Below are 18,259 nucleotides of genomic sequence, written 5' to 3' on the forward strand. Positions count from 1 at the left end.
CAAAAAAGGTTGTTTGGTCACACATTCAAACCATACCCCGACCGGCTTTCCGTCTATTGATTTTCAACGAAATCGGGCTTAATCCCGTGCCATTCGGGACGGACCCCGGTCACCGGTCATTCAGTTAGGCGAGGGATTGTATGCATCAAAAATCACTCTGCCTGATATTGCCTCTCCCATAACGCGAGGATCCTTATCATATGGCAAACCGAACTCGAGTCCGCCTTGATTATCGATGCAAAAAAATATCTTCTGAAATCGAACCTTACCATTTCCGCTCTCAACATACCCCTCCCCTTCATAGTAGCCCAGAATGTAATACGGGTTAACAATCGTTATTACAGCCCCAACAGGAACGACCTCTAGATTATCTTTATAAACTGAAGAAAGAGATCCACCACGAGAGTCAAAATAATAATTCCCATACATCCGCATACCCATATCCGAATCCACCACTAATGATTGGACTATTTCGGATCTCCTCGAGCTCTCAAGATCATCACCAGTTTTTTTAAAATTATGCGTAGATTCGTCATTACATGAAATTAATCCCACACTGAATAATAAATGCCATATTGTTTTCATAAAGACTTTGGTTTTATTTACAGAACCCACTTTGAATTGATCGAACTCCGTTCCACCGAAAAACTCATCGTTGAATCGATTCTTATGCCCGTTCAAATCTGCTGCATCTGCAAATTGATCATTAAAATACATTCTAGAATCAGTATCGGTTGAAGCCATCCAAGGTTCCATTTTTCCAGATACTTTATTACATTTGTAAATCAAAGTCCATCGTGAACCGTGATGTTGCCAAATGGATCGTATTCCTGGCGAGTGACGACTTGCTCAAGGTTTTGACATTCCATCCCGTTCACGACGTTGCCATTGCCGTCGTAGCAGGGCACATAAGCTCCTGATGCCGTGGCCGTGGAGCTGGTGAATACTTGCTTCCGCACTCGACGCCCCATCCAATCGTAGGTAAACAGAAGTTTCCGATAGGACACCCCGGCGGATTGGGCTGCAGTACTTGTGGTCATCGAAGCGAGGCGAATTTTCAGCAAATCAAACGTAATTCTAACCACCATCAGAAGTCAATTTGTCGTTTGTGTCGTAAACCGGAAATAATCATGAATCCCTTGCTCGCCTAACCATATTTAAAATTGCTAAACGCAAAGTTCTCTACACCGACCTCATGGAAGCCTTCCTGGATTTTTTATGATTGTGCTCTGAGAAGCTCGTAACCATTTTGTCCGCGTGAGATATCTCTATGAACAGGAGTTTGAGAATCATATCGTAAGTCGAGGAAATTCTCGACTGAGTCTTCATTTAACCAATTTTTCAGCATCACGCAATTCATCTGGCGTCAATAACCTCTTTGAGATCAATGATACTTCATTTTTTATTTCTTGAATAATATACAATGCACCATATTCTGGAAAATTACCATTTTTATCAACACAACCAATTGATACAACAATTTTAATCTGAGATTGTTTTGACCAATTTCCGACGTAGCAACATGTAGCATCAACTCGATTAATAACCGCAGTATCGACACCAAAATCTTTTAGCTCAACATCCTGCACCATGCCGACATCAGGTATAATTGAATGAATCTCAGTAAACATCCCATCTTTACCAAGCTGATATAATAAGACTCTCCTGGTTTTCAAAAAGCCGAAATTGACAACAACAAATTTATCATCTTTGGACCAATTTGCTATAAGTTCCGATAAAGGCGGATTACCCAGTTCCGACTGCACAAATATAGTTGCTAGATTTTTCGGCTTCTTGATACTACTTATGTAATACGTCAACTCCTCAGAATCTGATTTTTCACACACAATCTTAAAACGCTTATGTGGAGAATAGGATTCATCAACCGTATCAGCCAGCACTCGACCCGATTGACATACAATCAACAAAAAAATGAAAATCCTGATCAGCATAGAATTACTTTCTCTTTCCAGTGAAAACCGAATGAACCATTACACGACTCTCTATAGACACTAATTTGAGAATCAAAACAATCTTTAAAAAGGACTGCCTCATTTTAACCTCCAGTGCTCAATCTCGCCGAAGGTCTGGTCGTTGGTCGGGGCACTTCGAAAGCAGCGACTTCGGCGTTGCTCCCCGGTGTGGTCAATCGCTTGATTGGCTCGGGTTGCACCCATATCTGGACCTGCTAAAACGCAAAGTGTTCTACACCGATCCCCTAGGGTTTAAACCACGATCATTTGAAGTGAATTAGAATTCTGGCCAAGAGCGCGGAGGACTCCACCTCCTAGACAGGAGAATTAATTTTCGTCGATATTCGGAAAATTGTCAGAAAGCCAGTGGGTCGAAATCAAATCGACTAGCTCGAATTTGCGCACGCCAGCTTCCTGAGTGCGGCTTACTCGCACGCGAACACGGATCATTCCCTCTGGATCTAGATTCGCGAGATTTCCAAAGGTAGCTTCATCCTTTTTACTCTCGAAAGCCGCCTTGAGCCGTCTGCCCATGGTGCTTTCCGCATCGACTTCAAATTCCGGTGACGGCTCCCCCATTTCACCCGGGTGACCGAATTTTGGATTGTATAGGATGAGCCGGAGTTTTGGGACATTCGAGGCCTCTTGCTGCAAATCATCGCCTGATGTTGTCGTGCGCAAGCGTGCGAGTAGGCGGAACTCAGAGGTATCTTCGCCATTTTCCGCCAAGAAAACGGGCCATGGAACCTGACTGTAGCGGACAAACTGTTTCCAATCCAAACGCCACTCGCCTTTTTCCCGATAGAACACCGCATCAATCGTTTCGGTGTCTGTTTTCCAGCGGGTTGAAATCGCTTTGCGTCCATTGCAGCGCAAAACCTGCCCCCCCGCGTAGTGCAAGCTCCGAAGATCGATGTCAGCCATCGGGTTCGAACGATAAAACCGATCGATTGCCCCAACGATATCCACGGGATCATGAACAAACTGGTTTTTCGCTTCCGGAGTTTTCGCATTCAGGAAGCCACCTAGCGTGGACGCAAACTGAGGATAGGCATCCTGGATAAATCCCGCATCTTCTGAAACCAAGTTTCGCGTAACCCGGGTGTCCGGCACATCTTTCGTTTGCTGTGGGTGCGACTTGAATTTCACGGCTACCACGATCGCCACTAGGAGAACCACCCAGAACAGGATCAGCTTGGTGGCCAGTTTTCCTGCCTTTTCGCGTTTTTTACGTTCTTCAATGCTGCTGGAACTCTCACGCCGGACAGGAATTTGCCCTTCGGTAGAAAGCATTTCAGGTTTAGCAAACACCGCCATGGCACGGGTTGCAGCGGATGGGCGCTTCTGGACTCCGATGCATGGATTCTCGCCACAATTACCACAAAGTCGCTCACCTGGAGCGGCTTGCAGAATAGATTGAAAGAGCGTGCCACACCGGCCGCAATGAAACCACGCGTTGTTTTCGTCGTTCACGGAATGCTTTTATGGGTTTAACCAGTCGATGTGAAGAAACTCTGCAATGATCCACTGATTGGGAAGCGAATCCGGCGGCGCGGGTGCAATTCTTAGAGTGACCCGGTATTCATTGCCACTTTGCCGGGTGATCAAACCGGGAGTAAACAACCGCCGGAAGCGGTCTTCGACCTCGGTGCCCCTTTTCAAATATCCCCAAAGCAACGTTTCTCGACCTGGACCTGCCATCCGGATGCTGACGTATTGTTCTTCCGGCATGGAGAACGTGTACATTTCGCTGACCGACACTTCTGCCCGTATGATTCCACCTTCCGTGCCACCTTTGGCCAATTCTTTGAATGTTTTATAGCCGTGCCCGGTGGACGCTTCCCAGTCGATCAGCAATTTCCCATGATCTCGTAAAAAGTAATATTGAAAGGTCGAGAGATTGGGAAAACTCCCGGAGAGACAGGCGAAATCCCGGTTATCGACTTTGCGCAGCGTCCACTCGGCACTGTCTGGAGTCGCCCAACCAGACGCGATGTTTAAAGGTTTCCATTCTTTCCGTAAAATTGGCTCCAACTCTTTGCTGTTACGGATCATTGGCAGCACTTCATCCAATGTTTTCGCCGTTGCATACTGGGCCATCATCTGTTGGGCCTCGGCAACGGTATTTCCACCCATGTCAAAGTCCGCGGGGTCATAGACGATTTCAGGTTCGTCGACGACAATCTTGTGATAATCATTCTTCGCATCATTACCGACCGTCTTTTTCATGATGTAAGGACGGACTACGATCCCTGTCACCAGGATGACCAAAACCAGTACGGCACTGATCACCATCCAGCGCACTGGATGAGATGTTTGAGTTCCCCACTGATCTCCTTCACGACGAACCACCGTTTCTGCCGGTTTGTGAACAGCCGTTCCCGAAGGTTCAGCTCGGCGCGGGGCTTCATCACTATCGGAGATCGTCCGCACCCGCTGCTGTTTTTTTACAGCATTCGGATTCTCCGCAACTTCCAAACGTTCAACAACTGGATAGTCATCCTCGTCCAGTTCCGGACTGACATAAAGTTGCGGCGGCTCCACATCAAATTCTCGCGGTTGCAGCATTTTCGGACGCCGCAAATCATCGTTGCGCTTTTTAGGCAGTTTTTTCCGTGCCGCGATCTGCTCTTCCTCGGTTAACTCGACATCGGCCCAATCATCTTCAGGAGAAACTTCGGGGACGTGGTTGTTCGGATCGTGATTCTTGGAGTCCATTGAGCGGGGCGACGCTAGAACTACGGTCCTGACCATGCAAGCCGACAACACAACCGATTTAGGTCATTCTCCGAGCTGTCGCTGCAAGGCCTCGTCCATGGCCTTTTCCACCAATCGCGCCGCGAGCGCCTCGGTCGCGGAATCGAGCCGTTGCACCGCTGCCTTGAGTGGATTGGCTGCGCCTGCTTGCATCGCCTGCTTCACTTCTGACATCGCGGTCAAAATCGTTTCCCGTTCATCAGCTTCAGCCAACCCCTGTTCCAGAACCATTTCGACAGCAGGCAGCAACTCCTCCGCCTTTAAACGAGCCTCGGTGAAAATCCGTTGGGCCATGTCCTCAAATGCGTAGTCCACGGATTGTCCGATCATGGTTTCGACCGCCGCATCATCGACATCGACCGCCGCGCTTTCGATCCGAACCACGGTATCCGTTCCAGTCGCGACATCGCGGGCAAGAACTTCCAGAATGCCATTCTCATCGATCTTAAATTGCACCCCTACCCGGGCCTGACCTTTCGGTGCGGATTCGAAATTCACCTCAAATGCGCCGAGTTCCCAGTTATCTGCAGCCATTTCACGCTCACCTTGCAGAACCCTCACCCGCATGGCGGCCTGGCCGTCCGCCGCATTGGTGAACATTTCCCCTGCCTTGCACGGAATGGTTGTGTTCCGGGGAATCAGAACATTCATCAAGCCTCCGAACGTTTCGATGCCGAGGCTCAACGGCGTCACATCCAGCAGCACCATTTTCCGCAAGGCCCCACTCAAAACCCCCGCCTGGATGGTGGCGCCGAGAGCAATTGCCTCGTCGGGATGTTGTGAAACGTCTGGCTCCCGGCCAAAAAACTCTGCGACTGCGGTGCGGACCGCGGGAATCCGGGTGCTGCCACCAACCAGCACCACGGCGCTGAGGTCATTCGCATTCAATCCGGCATCGACCATCGCCTGGCGGCAATGACGCAGGGTTTTGGCAATCCATGGACGTGCCAGCTCTTCCATGCGTTCTCGTGTCACGGGCAGACCGATGCTTTTTTCTCCGTCGTAAAACGGCACCTGAAATTCCGTCTGTTCGGTTGAGGATAGGGCTTTTTTGACACGTTCCGCCTCTGCCAAGAATCGGACTTTCGCAGCAGGCTCAAGTTGAGCTTCCTCAAGGCCCGCAGCTTGCAGCACATGCTGTAAAATCAGCCGATCCAAATCGTCCCCACCCAACCGGGTGTCGCCATGGGTTGCCAGAACCTGAAAAACACCATCCTGCATTTCCAGGATGCTCAGATCGAAGGTTCCACCGCCCAAATCGTAGACGGCGACCCGTGCTCGCTCTTCCAGTTTGTCCAGGCCATAAGCCAACGCGGCAGCAGTCGGCTCGTTGATGATTCTCACGACTTCCAGGCCAGCCATTTCGCCAGCGCGCATCGTTGCCGCCCGTTGACCATCATTGAAATACGCAGGCACCGTGATCACAGCTTTGGTCACCTCTCGCTCGAGGCGCCACTCCGCGATGCGCTTCATTTCACGCAAAATCTCGGCGCTGATTTCTTCGGGAGATTTCCCGAGAACCAACGGGAGCCCGGCTTGCGACCAATCGAGAGGTAGCGAAAAATCGTCCGCGAGATCGTCTCGACGTCTGCCGATCAAGCGCTTCACGCTCGTAACCACCCGTCCTGGCTCCGCAGCCCTCTGCCGAAGGGCCTTTTCACCCACAGCGGTCGCACCATCTTTCGACAGCCAGACCGCGCTTGGCGTGATCCGTTTGCCTTCTTCATTGGCCAGCAAAATGGGAAATCCTGAATCGACTACGCCTACAGCCGAATTCGTGGTGCCTAGATCGATTCCCAAAATAATGTCGCTCACCCCGCCACCATCGGGTCGGTCGGCGGTTCTGAAAACAGAAAACTAGCAGCGGCGCATCCGGGCCAACCAAACACTGGGTGTGTTTCCCATTTCTTCACGAAATGCTTTCGCAAAATGACTGAGACTTTGGTAGCCGACCATTGAGGCGACCTCCGCCACTTTTGCCGTGCCAGAGTCAAAAAACTGACAGGCCCGCTCCACGCGTAGCCGACGCAAATGGCGCTGCAAGGTTTTCCCGGTCTCGTGGCTCACCCTGCGGGAAAGATGGTGCGGCGCGACGCCCACTTCTTTTGCAAGAGCCACCAGATCCAAAGGCAAATGCAGCCGACGCATCAGCAAATCGAGCGCGCGGCGAACCGCGTCACGCTTTTGCGCGACCTGCAGCGCTGGCTTCACCTCGGGGGCAGGGTCCATTTCCTGTTCCCGCAACAAGCGCAATCCAGCCCATTCAAGCAGATGCTGTTCAACCTGGCTGATATCGGTGGTCGTTTGCAATAGCTCACACAAATCCTTTTCCCAAACTCCCATCAGGCCGCAAAACGCCACACCAGTGCCGTCGAGCAACCACTTGCCTAGCTGAGGATGAAGGAATGAGGGATTGCTCCCCAGGCGTTGTTCCAGCCACTCGCGTGAAATCGCAACCACCTCGACGTCATGTTCGCCTGGAAAACGCATGCACGACCAATCCGCAGGTTTTCCCCCGCCCGTCATTGCAAACATTCCGGGTTTAAGGATAAATCGATCCTTTTCTCCCCAAAGCAGCCCACTTCCGCTGCGGTTCAACCATAGCCAAACCTGGCCATCCGAGGAATTTTTCCATCGCCAGCCCCCGGCTACGGTTTTCCCGGAAATCCGCCCACAGCGCATCCCAGGCGTTTCCAACCACCAGGTTTCTCCCACGCGGGCAGGCACGGCTGCCTTAGCCGGACCACGATTGTTTGCGATCTGCGCGTTCACGCCGACACCTTATTGCGATTCATTCTCAATTACAATCAAATTTCTGTGAAATTCGTTGATCGCTTGATTGCCCGGTCGACTTCCAAGAAGCTGGATCTGTGCAAGCCACTCTCATTCGGCTCACCCGCCTTACGGACACCAGCTTGATCGCGCATTGGCTCACTCTGGACTGTGGGTTGATCAAAACCGTGGCAAAAGGGGCACGGCGTCCGAAAAGCCCTTTCGCCGGGAAATTGGATTTATTTTTCAGCGGTGAAATCACATTTTCACGCGCCCGCCGGGGAGAACTTCACCCGCTCAAGGAGGTGGTGATCCATCATTGGCGTGAGGGGTTGCGAAAAAGTTACGCCTCCACCCTGCTCGCGGCCTATTGTTGCCAACTGCTTGAGCTTGCGATGGAGCCGGATCACCCGGAGCCGGAATTGCACGATCTTTTGGACCGTGCCCTGGGACATCTTGAAGCGGCTCCGCCAACCATGCGGGCCTTGCTCCATTTCGAGAATGAATTAGTCCGCATCCTTGGAGTTGCTCACCACCAGACTAGCGCCGATAGGTCATTGCGAGAAACTTTGGGCAGGCTCCCGGGTTCACGTACTGAATTGATTGATCGACTCACCCCGGCTGCGGATTTCCGCTCGTCAAACGGTGATCTGAACTCCTAACTTTAAAGCTACTTCGCAATGGACTCTTCAACCGCCAATCTCATCGCCATGCTTCGCGAGCGCATCGATTCCCTGCGCAATGCTGGAAATCTCGAGGAAGCAGTTCACGCGGCCAGCGCTGCCGTGGAAAAATGCCAGCAATCACTGGGACCGGATCTGGAACATATCGACGCGTTTGCCACCGCTCTCGAAATTCGTGCGGAAATCCAGCGCGAGCTGGGAAATCTCGATTCCGCACGGGATGACTACCGGCAGGCGATCGATCAACTGGATCAGCGGCCGGACCGCATGGATCAGCTGGGCCGATTGTATGCGGGTCTCGGGGCTGCCCAGGATGCATTGGGCGAGCCAGACCGTGCAGCAGTTGCCTGGGAACGCGCGATCGGCTTTTTTGAAAAAGTCGAGCCACCGCTTTTGCTCGATGTCGCTGCCTTGCGCAACAATCTGGGTTTCCTGAAAAAGGCGGATGGCAATCTCGACGACGCGGAGTCGCATTTTCTGCGGTCTTTGGAAATCCTGCATGGCGTGCACGGCAACGAGCACGAGGAAACGGCTTCCGTGTCGAACAATCTCGGAGCGCTTTATCAATCTGCGGGATTCTTTGAGCAGGCACGTGAGATGCACATGATGGCATTGGAAGCGCGCCGCGCGCTGTTGGGAGAGGAACATCCGGACACCGCCCAATCCCACAACAACCTCGCGCTTGCACTTTTATCCACCGGCGACCGTTCGTGGGCCAGAAGGCACTTCGAAAAAGCGCTATCTGGCTTTGAATCATTGGGTTCCGATTATGCGGCGGATCTGGAGGCCGTCGCGGAGAACTACTGTGACTTTTTGCGTTCAGAAGGAGAATCGACCCTTGCGGAGGTAATCGCTGGACGTGTGCGGGAGGTTCTCGGTACGAATCAGACAGTGCCAGCCTGAATCATTCGCCCGAAACCGGATGATGCGGGTTGTTAATTTGAACCCAATTTGATTTCCCAAGTGAATCTTCGCCCCATCGCGCTCCTACTTTCCGGAGCCGCCATCATTGCTACGCCGCTTCACGCTCAATTGAAAGTGAACACCGACTACTCCGAAAAGGATGTCGGGTTCAAACTCAAGAACGTGCCACCTCCAGCCGTCAACGATGCGGCTGCCGATGCCACCATCAAAATTGTCGCAGGCCAAGGGAATCGCGGCACCGGCGGGCTTCCGGTCCTCACCGACGGCGCGATGCCGACCGATCCGGATGAGAAAAAAAGCAGCTTCTGTTTCAGCGATGTCGAAAATGGCGGTCGCCTCGTCATTGATTTGGGCAAGGTGATCGCGGTTAAAACCGTGGCAACCTATTCCTGGAGCGCAGGTTCCAGAGCTGGCCAATTTTACCGGCTCTATGGATCCGATGGCGAAGCCAAAAACTTCAACGCGGCGCCGGACCGCCAGATCGATCCACTCACCTGTGGCTGGAAAGGCATTGCCAAGGTCGATACCCGGGATAAGCCGCCAGGCCAACACGCAGCCGAAGTGACCAGTCCCCGCTTCGAAGGTCTGGGTAAATTTCGCTACATCCTGTTAGAAATCGAGCAGCCCGATCCTTACGATCCGGAATCGAACACAATGTTCAATGAGATCGATGTGATCGATGTCAAAGGCCCGGATATCCAGCGTGCCGCACCTGGGCAAAAATTGGTGCGCACCTATAAAACAGATGACGGTGCCTATTCGTTCACCGTCGATGCCACTCTTGCCCCGGATCTTTTGAACTGGTCGGAAAAAGTCCTGATGCCCGTGGTAAAAGAATGGTACCCGAAGCTGGTCGATCTTCTGCCAAGCAAAGGCTACACCGCTTCCCATGACATCACCATGGTCTACAAACCGGATGCCAACGTCATGAAAGGAACGCCTGCATGGGCCGCCGGCAGCGAACTTTCACTCAATGCCGACTGGTTCCGCGGACAGCTTGAAGGCGAAGGCTGCGGTTGCGTCATTCACGAACTCGTCCACGTGGTGCAGGATTACGGACGCGCCCGTCAAACCAATCCGAATCCATCGCCGACTCCAGGTTGGGTGACTGAAGGAACACCGGACTATATCCGCTTTTACATCTACGAGCCAAAAACCAACGGAGCAGCGCTTTCACCGGATCGCGCGGAGAGCGTCAAATACGATGGCATGTATCGGATTTCCGCAAATTTCTTCAACTATGTGTTTTCGAAATACGGGACCGACCTGCTGCAAAAGCTCAACACCGCAGCTAGAGAAGGCAAATACGACGACGACCTTTGGCTGAAATGGACCGAGCACTCGCTGGATCAACTCAACGACGAGTGGAAGAAGTCGATCAAGCGAGGCCGCTGAATTCCATTTTCTCCGGGGAGTCTCATGCCGCAGCGTGTGACTCTCCGAGGATGAATTGATCGTCGAGATCTGAAACTGAATTTACGATCACGTCCGGCCGGTAGGCATACTTGGCAAGATCCGCCATCGTGGTGTGGCCGCTTAAGACCAAAACGGTGCGGTAGCCCATTTCCACACCACCCAGGATATCGGTATACATTGTATCACCCACCATGGTGGTGTCCTCGGAACGAAGACCGAGCTCACGTTGCGCCATGCGCATCATCACGCCACTCGGTTTTCCAACGGAAAAAGCCTTCACTCCTGTCGCGCGCTCAATCATCGCAACAATCGCCCCACAACCCGGGCGGATTCCTTCATCTGTCGGACAGGTCGCATCCAAATTGGTTGCGATCAACCGCGCGCCCTTTTCGACCAGGCGCACTCCGCGTTCGATCATTTCGAAAGTCAGCGTCCGCCCTTCTCCCACCACCACGTAGTCAGCCTGATCATCGACCACGGAGTAGCCATTATGGTGCAAAGCCATTCCGAGTCCGTTTTCTCCAATCACAAAAGCCGTTCCACCAGGTTTCTGGGCAGCCAGGAATCGAGCCGTCGCCATGGCGCAGGTGAAAACATCCGTCTCCTCCGCGTGAATGCCCATTCGGCAAAGTTTCAGCGCAACATCTCTCCGGGTGCGCTGGGAATTGTTCGTCAAAAATCGAAACGGGACACCATTTGCCCGCAATTTTGAAATAAATGCATCCGCACCGGGTATCATGCTCTTGCCACGATACACCACGCCATCCATATCCAGCAAAAATCCTGTCTTATGCATACAGGACACTTAGCGGGAAGCGTGCCACTACACATTCCGACCCAGTAAAGCAAGAAAAAAGGCGCATTAAAATGAGCACCCATCGTTTCTGATTCCGAGTTGATTCACCTGTATAACATTTTCATATCCTATTGTTTCCCAGACTAAACCCGGTCAACTTTCCCACCCATTCACCCATTTGTGATTTTTTGATGAAGCTTTCCACTTTCTTTCCCGCCTTGTTTTTCTCTGGAGTGATACCCACCGCCTCTGCAGCAGAACCAACTTACAACCGAGCCCCGTTGCAGCCGATTCCGTACACCGCGCTACCGCTCGGATCGGTCAAACCGGCTGGCTGGTTGCGCACTCAGCTGGAACTCCAACGGGACGGGCTGACCGGTCACGCTGAGGAACTTTTACCCGCTGTGAACTTCGATTCCGCTTGGCGTGGTGGCAATGGGGAAAACTGGGAGAAAGGACCTTATTATTTGAAAGGCCTCATCCCACTCGCCTGGGGGCTGGATGATGAGACCTTGAAGAAAGCCGCCAAGGATTGGATTGATCCGATATTGTCCAGTCAGCGTCCGGACGGATTTTATGGCCCTGAAAACAATACCGACTGGTGGCCCCGAATGGTGGTAAACTACCTGCTGAGAGATTATCAGGAAGCCACCGGTGATCCCCGTATTGAACCCTTTCTTAGCAAATACTATGCTTACATGAGTTCCCATCTGGATGCGGATCCATTGAAAGATTGGGGCATGAGCCGTGCAGGAGATGACATCGATAATATCTTCTGGCTATACAATCGCACCGGCGAAAAGAAGCTGCTTACCCTGGCGAAGAAGCTATCCCAGCAAGCCTATCCATGGACTGAGATTTTCGAGCAAAACAAATTTCTCCAATACGACAGCTATCAGCCCCGACACGGAGTCAATATTCCCCAGGCATTGAAGATGCCTGCGGTGTATTCCCAACTTTCGAAGAACGAGGAAGATCGAAAGGCCTTCCAGCAAGGGGTCGCCCACTTGATGAAGGATCACGGTCTTTCCGTGGGCATCAATTCCGGAACTGAGTTTCTCGCCGGATCGAGCACCACGGAAGGGATTGAGCTTTGCTCGATTGTCGAGCGCATGCTCTCAGACGCTACAGCCGCCCGCATTCTTGGAGACTGCAGCATCGCCGATCATCTGGAGTTGATGGCTTTTAATGCGCTTCCCGGCTCTCTTTCGTCGAACATTCATCAGCACGTTTACTTTTGTGTCCCGAACAATGTCATCGCCAAGCACGGTGGAGTTGGCTACGCGCAGGACTATGACAACGCCAACAATCCAGGGCCGATTTCGGGATTCCCCTGCTGTTGCTACAATTTCCACATGGGCTGGCCAAAGCTGCTGCAAAATTCATGGGCAGCGACATCCGATGGAGGACTTGCACCGTTGGTCTACGTGCCGTCTACAGTAACAACGACTCTGAAATCCGGTCATCAAGTCACCATCCGCGAAGAAACCGGCTATCCTTTCAAAGACACCATCCGATTCAGCTTCGATCTAACTGATTCTGTTAGATTTCCGCTAACACTCAGAGTCCCTGGCTGGTGCAAGGAGCCAACCATCACGCTGAACGGCGCTGGCATGAAATTTTCCAAGATCATCCAACGCGAGTGGAAGCCGGGAGATGTGCTGGAATTGAAGCTACCCATGCCTCTTGATGCCGTCCCGGGGATCAACCAAACGGTGTCCATCCGCCGCGGTCCGTTGATTTACTCCCTGGCGATCCAGGAAGATTGGGAATCAACCCACCATGCGGCGATAGCTGGCTTTGATTCCTACGATGTGCTGCCGGAAAAACCATGGAACTACGCACTTCAACTTGACCCGAAAAACCTATCGGAATCGATTCAGATCACGGAGACGGATTTACCTGAAAACCCTTACCAATCTGGTGCTGCGCCGGTAAAACTCAGCATGCATGCGCGCCGTCTTCCCAGCTGGAAACTCGCCGCCAATGGATTGGTTGCCACGGATCCTCCGATGAGCCCGGTTTCTTCAGAAGAGCCACTCGAAACCGTGACTCTGGTCCCATTTGGTTCCCAGATGTTGCGAGTGACCAGCTTTCCTGTTCTGGGAAATCCATCCGCACCTGCGAAATCGTTCAGCGATGACTTTGCAGATGGTGACTACGAAGGCTGGCTCACCTACGGCACAGGTTGGTTCGTGAAAGAAGGCAAACTTCAACCCGCAGTGAATGCGAACACCAATAGCGCAGGAGCTTTTGGCGTGAAGGCCATCGTTCCAGCAACGGATTTTTCAGATCTCGATTACGAGGCCAGCGTAGCCGTCGGGCCTATCGGTGATGCCGGACTGATGTTCCGGGTTCGCAATGCGTCGCTTGGGGCAGATTCCTACGATGGCTATTATGTAGGAATCAGCGCTGAAAAACAACGCGTGGTTCTCGGCAAAGCCGTCAATCAACGATGGGTCGAAATTACCAGCAAAGCGTTTAAGATCACGCCTTCCACCTCCTATCAACTTCGTATCAAAGCCAGTGGATCACACCTTGAAGTTTTCCTGTTAGATCAAAAGATTCTGAATGCGACCGATGACAGTTACCAGTCTGGCTGCATCGGAGTCCGGGAATACACCCCGGATCCTGCAAAAACCATCGCCACCTTTACTTCGGTTCAGGCAAAGGCCGATTAAGATCTGATTTTGCCAATCCAGCCGGTGGTTGATCACCACCGGCCCCCCTCTTACTCATGCTGACTCAACCCGCTGAATTCGGTTCGATTCTCCTCGCCTTCATTGCGATCATGAATCCAATCGCGAATACACCGATATTTCTGGCTCTAACAGAAGATCTGGATGCGGCAACACGGCGTAACGTCGCGATCAGAGCCTTGTTATTAGCTTTTGCGCTGATCTCAGCTTTCGCCTTTGGCGGGCAATTGCTGTTCAATGCCTTTGGCTTAACCCTTCCCGCCTTGCGCATCGCTGGCGGCATTCTGGTAGCCTTGGTCGGTTATCATTTGCTTCAAGGCGAACCATCAGTCATTCACACACCCGCATCCGCCAAAGCGGGTAACCCAGCGGAATCCGCACTTGGCATCGCAGTGACGCCACTTGCTCTACCCATCCTCGCCGGCCCGGGAACGATCGCAACGGCCATGAATCTATCCGTTGGGAACAGCAAACGTCAGGCACTCGTCGTCGTGATTGCTTTTGCCGTCGTTTGCCTGCTGACCCTGATCTGTTTTCTCAGCGGCCAAGCCTTGGTCAAATATTTGGGTCGGACTGCGATTAAGGTCGTCACCCGATTGATGGGATTGATTCTGGCTGTTGTTGGAGTCCAGATGTTGATCGAAGGAATTGGCGGCGCTGTGGATGCCTATCATGCGCATCATTTGGCCATGGTCTTCATAGAAAAAGCGGTCTTGCGGATTTGAATCGATTTTTAGGGGTGACGGAATCGTCCCCAACTTGTTCGTCTTTTCATGGCTTGGCCTGTTTTTTTCTTGGTAGCGATCGTGACGTTATCGGCACATGCTTTTTAGCAATAATCATTCAAACCCCGCCAAACCTTGGATTTTCTCGTAACACATTAATCAGGAGTGGATTAATTTCCGATTTCACATCCCAAAGAAACACCAAGTTGATTCGTGAGCTTTTAAAATCATTCACTTTATCCCCGTTCAGCCCACTTTGGCGATTCCGTGTGTGGAACAACCTGTTAACGAATGGTGCGACCTCTATTGATCAACCTCACTAAGTCGATAAAACCATGAAATCGTTGTTTAATTCCTTCCCAACTTCGGTCGGGCGAGTAATCGCATTTGCGGCCATCAGTGGCCTCGGGGCAATCAGCTCGTCTTACGGAGCCATTGTGGTCAATTCCACTTCCAATGTCGCTAGTGGCGGCACCTCTGGAGACTCGTATGATCCATCGACACAAGGCTCTCCCACCATCACCGCTTCCAGCACTGACCTTGCTGAGGGTCTGACCGCAACAGTGTTTTACAACAACCCTGGTGCAGGCGCAGATGGCTCTACCACCACCGAATCGTCCACCGGTGTATCTGCATGGACTGATGGATCGATCACGACATACTATGGCTCGGATCACACGGGCTATGGAACCGTGGATGCCCGAGTCGGAGGAGCGGAACTCCAAACCTATGTCACTTATGACCTTGGTGCTCTTTATGATATTTCCCAAGTAAATGTGATTCTTGGTTGGAATGACTCAGGTCGTGACGACAGCAGCTTCACCTTACTGACTTCGGTCGACGGTATTTCTTACACCGTTGCCGCGACTTACACCAAAGGCGCCGACAATACAAACTCCATCACCACTCCAGTCACCAATCTGCACAGCATCGTCGATGATGGCGGAGCTGACATCGCCACCGGTGTGCAATACGTTCAAATCCAATTTACGGATGCTGACAACGGTTATGCAGGACTTGCAGAGGTTGATATTCTCGGCACCGCAGCGGTCCCTGAGCCATCGGCTGTTCTTTTACTTGGCCTAGGCGGTGTGGCTGCAGCCGCACGTCGCCGTCGTGCCTGATCATTGCTAGTATAAGAAACCGGATGGTGACAGCCTGGCTGTTCAACCGTCCGGTTTTTTTATAGATAACGTTCCGGAAAACACTCGAAACCACGAATCAGGCTACACCCGTTGTTCCTTCCCGCCTCGCAGCTGCTTGGCGGATTTTTTGTTCAAGGATGTTAGTACGGATCGGTTTTGAAAGATAATCATCCATCCCAGCAGCCAAACATTCCTTGCGATCGCTTTCACTCGCATGCGCGGTTAATGCGATGATCTGGGGACACTGAGCCGCAGAAGGAAATTCTGATTTCAAAATCCGAGTCGCTTCCAAACCGTCCATACCTGGCATCTGGATATCCATCAGAATCAAATCGTAGTGGCGCAGTCGAGCAGCTGTCAGAGCTTCATTTCCATCACTCACCACATCCGCCTCATACCCCATTCTTCCCAGGATCATACGGGCAACCCGCTGGTTCACCAAATTATCTTCCGCAAGCAAGATACGAAGTGGAATCAAATCCGCCAGTGACTGGCTGATCAAAGGAGATTGGGATTTCCGAGTCGGTTTGTCTTTCGCAAGACCAAGAGCACGGGCCAACGCATGATGGAGCTGCGACTGCTTCACAGGCTTTGGCAAATAACTATCAAACCACTGCCAGCGCTTATCCCCGCGCCCAGGTGCCAAGCCCGCCGAGCTGAACATGATCAAGGGCAAGCCAGCGCGATTCGTCAAATTCCGGATTTGCTCCGCGAGCTGGAGCCCATCGATCTCCGGCATTTGCATGTCGAGAATCGCGAGATCGATACGAGTCTCACCTGCCAGCAATTCAATGGCCTCTCCGGCCGATTCTGCTTCGATCGAAACCATGCCCCAACGTTCAATCTGAATGCTGAATATACGCCGATTTGTAGCATTATCATCGACCACCAAAATCGTGTGCCCCTGAAATGGAGTCGGATCTAACAACTCGGCAGCATCATCCAATCCCGCCTCCGTTTCAGGAATCTGGATGGTAAAATGGAAGTTTGAGCCTTTTCCATCTTCACTATCTACGCCAATGGTCCCGCCCATCAACTCCGTCAATTGTCGACAAATGGCCAAGCCTAGGCCAGTTCCTCCATAACGGCGGGTGGTGGAAGCATCTACCTGACTGAACAGCTGGAACAGGCGATTCATGCGATCCTTCGGGATGCCGATACCGGTATCAATCACCCGAAATTCCAATTGATGCCAAGTCTGGTTAGGCGAACTCCCTTCAGGCGGATCAATTTTCACACTTTCCACCTCCACCAACACTTCACCTTTATGGGTGAATTTGATCGCATTGCTGATCAAGTTTACCAGCACCTGGCGCAAACGCGTGACATCGCCGAGGAACCATTCCGGGGCAGCCTCATCAATGTAATAAATCAAATCGAGGCCCTTTTCCTCAGCTTGCTTCGACAGCAAATCAATCGCGTCCTCAACCGTGGACCTAAGGCAAACGGGAATGACTTCCAGATCGATACGACCTGCCTCAATTTTCGAAAAGTCGAGGATATCATTGATTATCGTCAGAAGACTATCGGCACTATCCCGGATGGTTTCGGTGAAACCTCTCTGCTGTTCATCCAATGGCGTATCTAACAACAGACTCGTCATCCCAAGCACTCCATTCATCGGAGTCCGGATTTCATGACTCATGTTCGCGAGAAACTCCGACTTGGCCATGCTGCCGGCCTCCGCAGCTTCTTTTGCCGCGACTAACTCTCTCTCGATCAAAATGCGATGTTGAACCTGCTCCTCAAGAGCAGCATTAGCCGTAGCTAGCTCGCGCGTCCGAAGCTCGACGCGGCGCTCCACCTCGCCTTGATGAATCTCCAATTGGGCACGGCGATGGCAAACCTCCTTCATTTCCTTCTGCCCGTATAAACATGCGTAGATCAGGAAAATATCTTCAAACACAACCCATCCACCATGCTCGAGCCAGCGCCAGGATGATGATAACATCGTGCCAAACACTGACATTGGCCAATAGACTCCACGGAAATAGTGATCCACCAAGACAACCAGTGAAGCTGTAACCAAGACCCGCCAATCTCGGTAGAAGGATAGAAATGCAAGCGAGCCAAAGATATGGAAATGAAATTCGATACGGCCACCTGACAAATGAATCATCAGCGCTGATGAAATCATCTGGGCAAAGGCGATAATATGCCGATTGAGAACTTTCCCTGGTTGTTTCCAGATCAGTAAAATGGGTGGCAGAGTCACCAATCCACCCAAAATAACCGCAGCCCATACATGAGGATTAATTTTACTGACACCACCCAACCAAGTCAGGGGTGTCAACCAGATGACCATCGCGATGCATGCAAGCCACTCAACGAAAAGCAGGCAGGCAAACATGCGGTCCGTACGAATGTAC

General features: G+C 51.9%; 15 protein-coding genes. 6 read left to right on the plus strand and 9 right to left on the minus strand.

Annotated features, from left to right (window positions below; translation table 11 throughout):
- Positions 1-120: 120 nt before the first annotated feature.
- The 7 genes from JIN85_RS07980 to JIN85_RS21920 all read right to left on the minus strand — a co-directional run bounded on the left by JIN85_RS07980 (position 121) and on the right by JIN85_RS21920 (position 7,502).
- On the minus strand, positions 121-744 hold the full coding sequence (locus tag JIN85_RS07980; RefSeq protein WP_200269414.1) for a hypothetical protein: 624 nt from the start codon (positions 742-744) through the stop codon (positions 121-123).
- A 41-nt stretch (positions 745-785) separates the two neighbouring features.
- Positions 786-1,040, minus strand: coding sequence for a hypothetical protein (locus JIN85_RS07985; protein WP_200269416.1), 255 nt, complete (start codon positions 1,038-1,040; stop codon positions 786-788).
- A 285-nt stretch (positions 1,041-1,325) separates the two neighbouring features.
- Positions 1,326-1,901 carry a hypothetical protein gene (locus JIN85_RS07990; RefSeq protein WP_200269418.1) on the minus strand — a complete coding sequence of 192 codons (576 nt, stop codon included), beginning with the start codon at positions 1,899-1,901 and terminating at the stop codon, positions 1,326-1,328.
- Positions 1,902-2,300: 399 nt separating this feature from the next.
- Positions 2,301-3,446, minus strand: a complete 1,146-nt coding sequence (locus tag JIN85_RS07995) for a hypothetical protein (RefSeq protein ID WP_200269420.1) — start codon at positions 3,444-3,446, stop codon at positions 2,301-2,303.
- 9 nt (positions 3,447-3,455) lie between these two features.
- Positions 3,456-4,691, minus strand: coding sequence for a hypothetical protein (locus tag JIN85_RS08000; RefSeq protein WP_200269422.1), 1,236 nt, complete (start codon positions 4,689-4,691; stop codon positions 3,456-3,458).
- Positions 4,692-4,754: 63 nt separating this feature from the next.
- On the minus strand, positions 4,755-6,545 hold the full coding sequence (locus JIN85_RS08005; protein WP_200269424.1) for an Hsp70 family protein: 1,791 nt from the start codon (positions 6,543-6,545) through the stop codon (positions 4,755-4,757).
- Between the two features lie 42 nt (positions 6,546-6,587).
- Complete coding sequence (locus JIN85_RS21920; protein ID WP_200269426.1) at positions 6,588-7,502, minus strand: helix-turn-helix domain-containing protein; 915 nt, start codon at positions 7,500-7,502, stop codon at positions 6,588-6,590.
- 98 nt (positions 7,503-7,600) lie between these two features.
- Here JIN85_RS21920 and recO point away from each other — a divergent pair, with 98 nt between their 5' ends.
- From recO to JIN85_RS21930, 3 genes are read left to right on the plus strand one after another with little or no spacing between them, the layout of a single operon-like run.
- Complete coding sequence (gene recO, locus JIN85_RS21925) at positions 7,601-8,164, plus strand: DNA repair protein RecO (protein WP_200269428.1); 564 nt, start codon at positions 7,601-7,603, stop codon at positions 8,162-8,164.
- Positions 8,165-8,182: 18 nt separating this feature from the next.
- Positions 8,183-9,088, plus strand: coding sequence for a tetratricopeptide repeat protein (locus tag JIN85_RS08020; protein ID WP_200269430.1), 906 nt, complete (start codon positions 8,183-8,185; stop codon positions 9,086-9,088).
- 60 nt (positions 9,089-9,148) lie between these two features.
- Positions 9,149-10,504, plus strand: coding sequence for a basic secretory protein-like protein (locus JIN85_RS21930; protein ID WP_200269432.1), 1,356 nt, complete (start codon positions 9,149-9,151; stop codon positions 10,502-10,504).
- A 22-nt stretch (positions 10,505-10,526) separates the two neighbouring features.
- On the opposite strand, the gene JIN85_RS08030 is transcribed toward JIN85_RS21930, so the two are convergent.
- The gene (locus JIN85_RS08030; protein WP_234047317.1) at positions 10,527-11,321 is read right to left on the minus strand and encodes an HAD-IIA family hydrolase; all 795 of its coding nucleotides are present in this window, start codon (positions 11,319-11,321) and stop codon (positions 10,527-10,529) included.
- 191 nt (positions 11,322-11,512) lie between these two features.
- Between JIN85_RS08030 and JIN85_RS08035 the strand changes: the two genes are divergently transcribed.
- From JIN85_RS08035 to JIN85_RS08045, 3 genes are all read left to right on the plus strand, one after another.
- Positions 11,513-14,002, plus strand: coding sequence for a beta-L-arabinofuranosidase domain-containing protein (locus JIN85_RS08035; RefSeq protein ID WP_200269435.1), 2,490 nt, complete (start codon positions 11,513-11,515; stop codon positions 14,000-14,002).
- A gap of 56 nt (positions 14,003-14,058) precedes the next feature.
- A complete protein-coding gene (locus tag JIN85_RS08040) occupies positions 14,059-14,745 on the plus strand; it encodes a MarC family protein (protein WP_200269437.1) in 687 nt (228 codons plus the stop codon).
- 335 nt (positions 14,746-15,080) lie between these two features.
- Positions 15,081-15,869, plus strand: coding sequence for a PEP-CTERM sorting domain-containing protein (locus JIN85_RS08045; protein ID WP_200269439.1), 789 nt, complete (start codon positions 15,081-15,083; stop codon positions 15,867-15,869).
- A gap of 97 nt (positions 15,870-15,966) precedes the next feature.
- On the opposite strand, the gene JIN85_RS08050 is transcribed toward JIN85_RS08045, so the two are convergent.
- Positions 15,967-18,240, minus strand: a complete 2,274-nt coding sequence (locus JIN85_RS08050) for a response regulator (RefSeq protein ID WP_200269441.1) — start codon at positions 18,238-18,240, stop codon at positions 15,967-15,969.
- Positions 18,241-18,259 lie beyond the last annotated feature (19 nt).

The organism is Luteolibacter pohnpeiensis (assembly GCF_016595435.1).
Lineage (GTDB): Bacteria > Verrucomicrobiota > Verrucomicrobiia > Verrucomicrobiales > Akkermansiaceae > Luteolibacter > Luteolibacter pohnpeiensis.

Coding starts and splice junctions, on each gene's coding strand:
- JIN85_RS08000 (WP_200269422.1), bottom strand. CDS start 4,691: ATGGACTCCAAGAATCACGATCCGAACAACCACGTCCCCGAAGTTTCT.
- JIN85_RS08045 (WP_200269439.1), top strand. CDS start 15,081: ATGAAATCGTTGTTTAATTCCTTCCCAACTTCGGTCGGGCGAGTAATC.
- JIN85_RS08040 (WP_200269437.1), top strand. CDS start 14,059: ATGCTGACTCAACCCGCTGAATTCGGTTCGATTCTCCTCGCCTTCATT.
- JIN85_RS08020 (WP_200269430.1), top strand. CDS start 8,183: ATGGACTCTTCAACCGCCAATCTCATCGCCATGCTTCGCGAGCGCATC.
- JIN85_RS08030 (WP_234047317.1), bottom strand. CDS start 11,321: ATGCATAAGACAGGATTTTTGCTGGATATGGATGGCGTGGTGTATCGT.
- JIN85_RS07980 (WP_200269414.1), bottom strand. CDS start 744: ATGGCTTCAACCGATACTGATTCTAGAATGTATTTTAATGATCAATTT.
- JIN85_RS07985 (WP_200269416.1), bottom strand. CDS start 1,040: ATGACCACAAGTACTGCAGCCCAATCCGCCGGGGTGTCCTATCGGAAA.
- JIN85_RS08050 (WP_200269441.1), bottom strand. CDS start 18,240: ATGTTTGCCTGCCTGCTTTTCGTTGAGTGGCTTGCATGCATCGCGATG.
- JIN85_RS08035 (WP_200269435.1), top strand. CDS start 11,513: ATGAAGCTTTCCACTTTCTTTCCCGCCTTGTTTTTCTCTGGAGTGATA.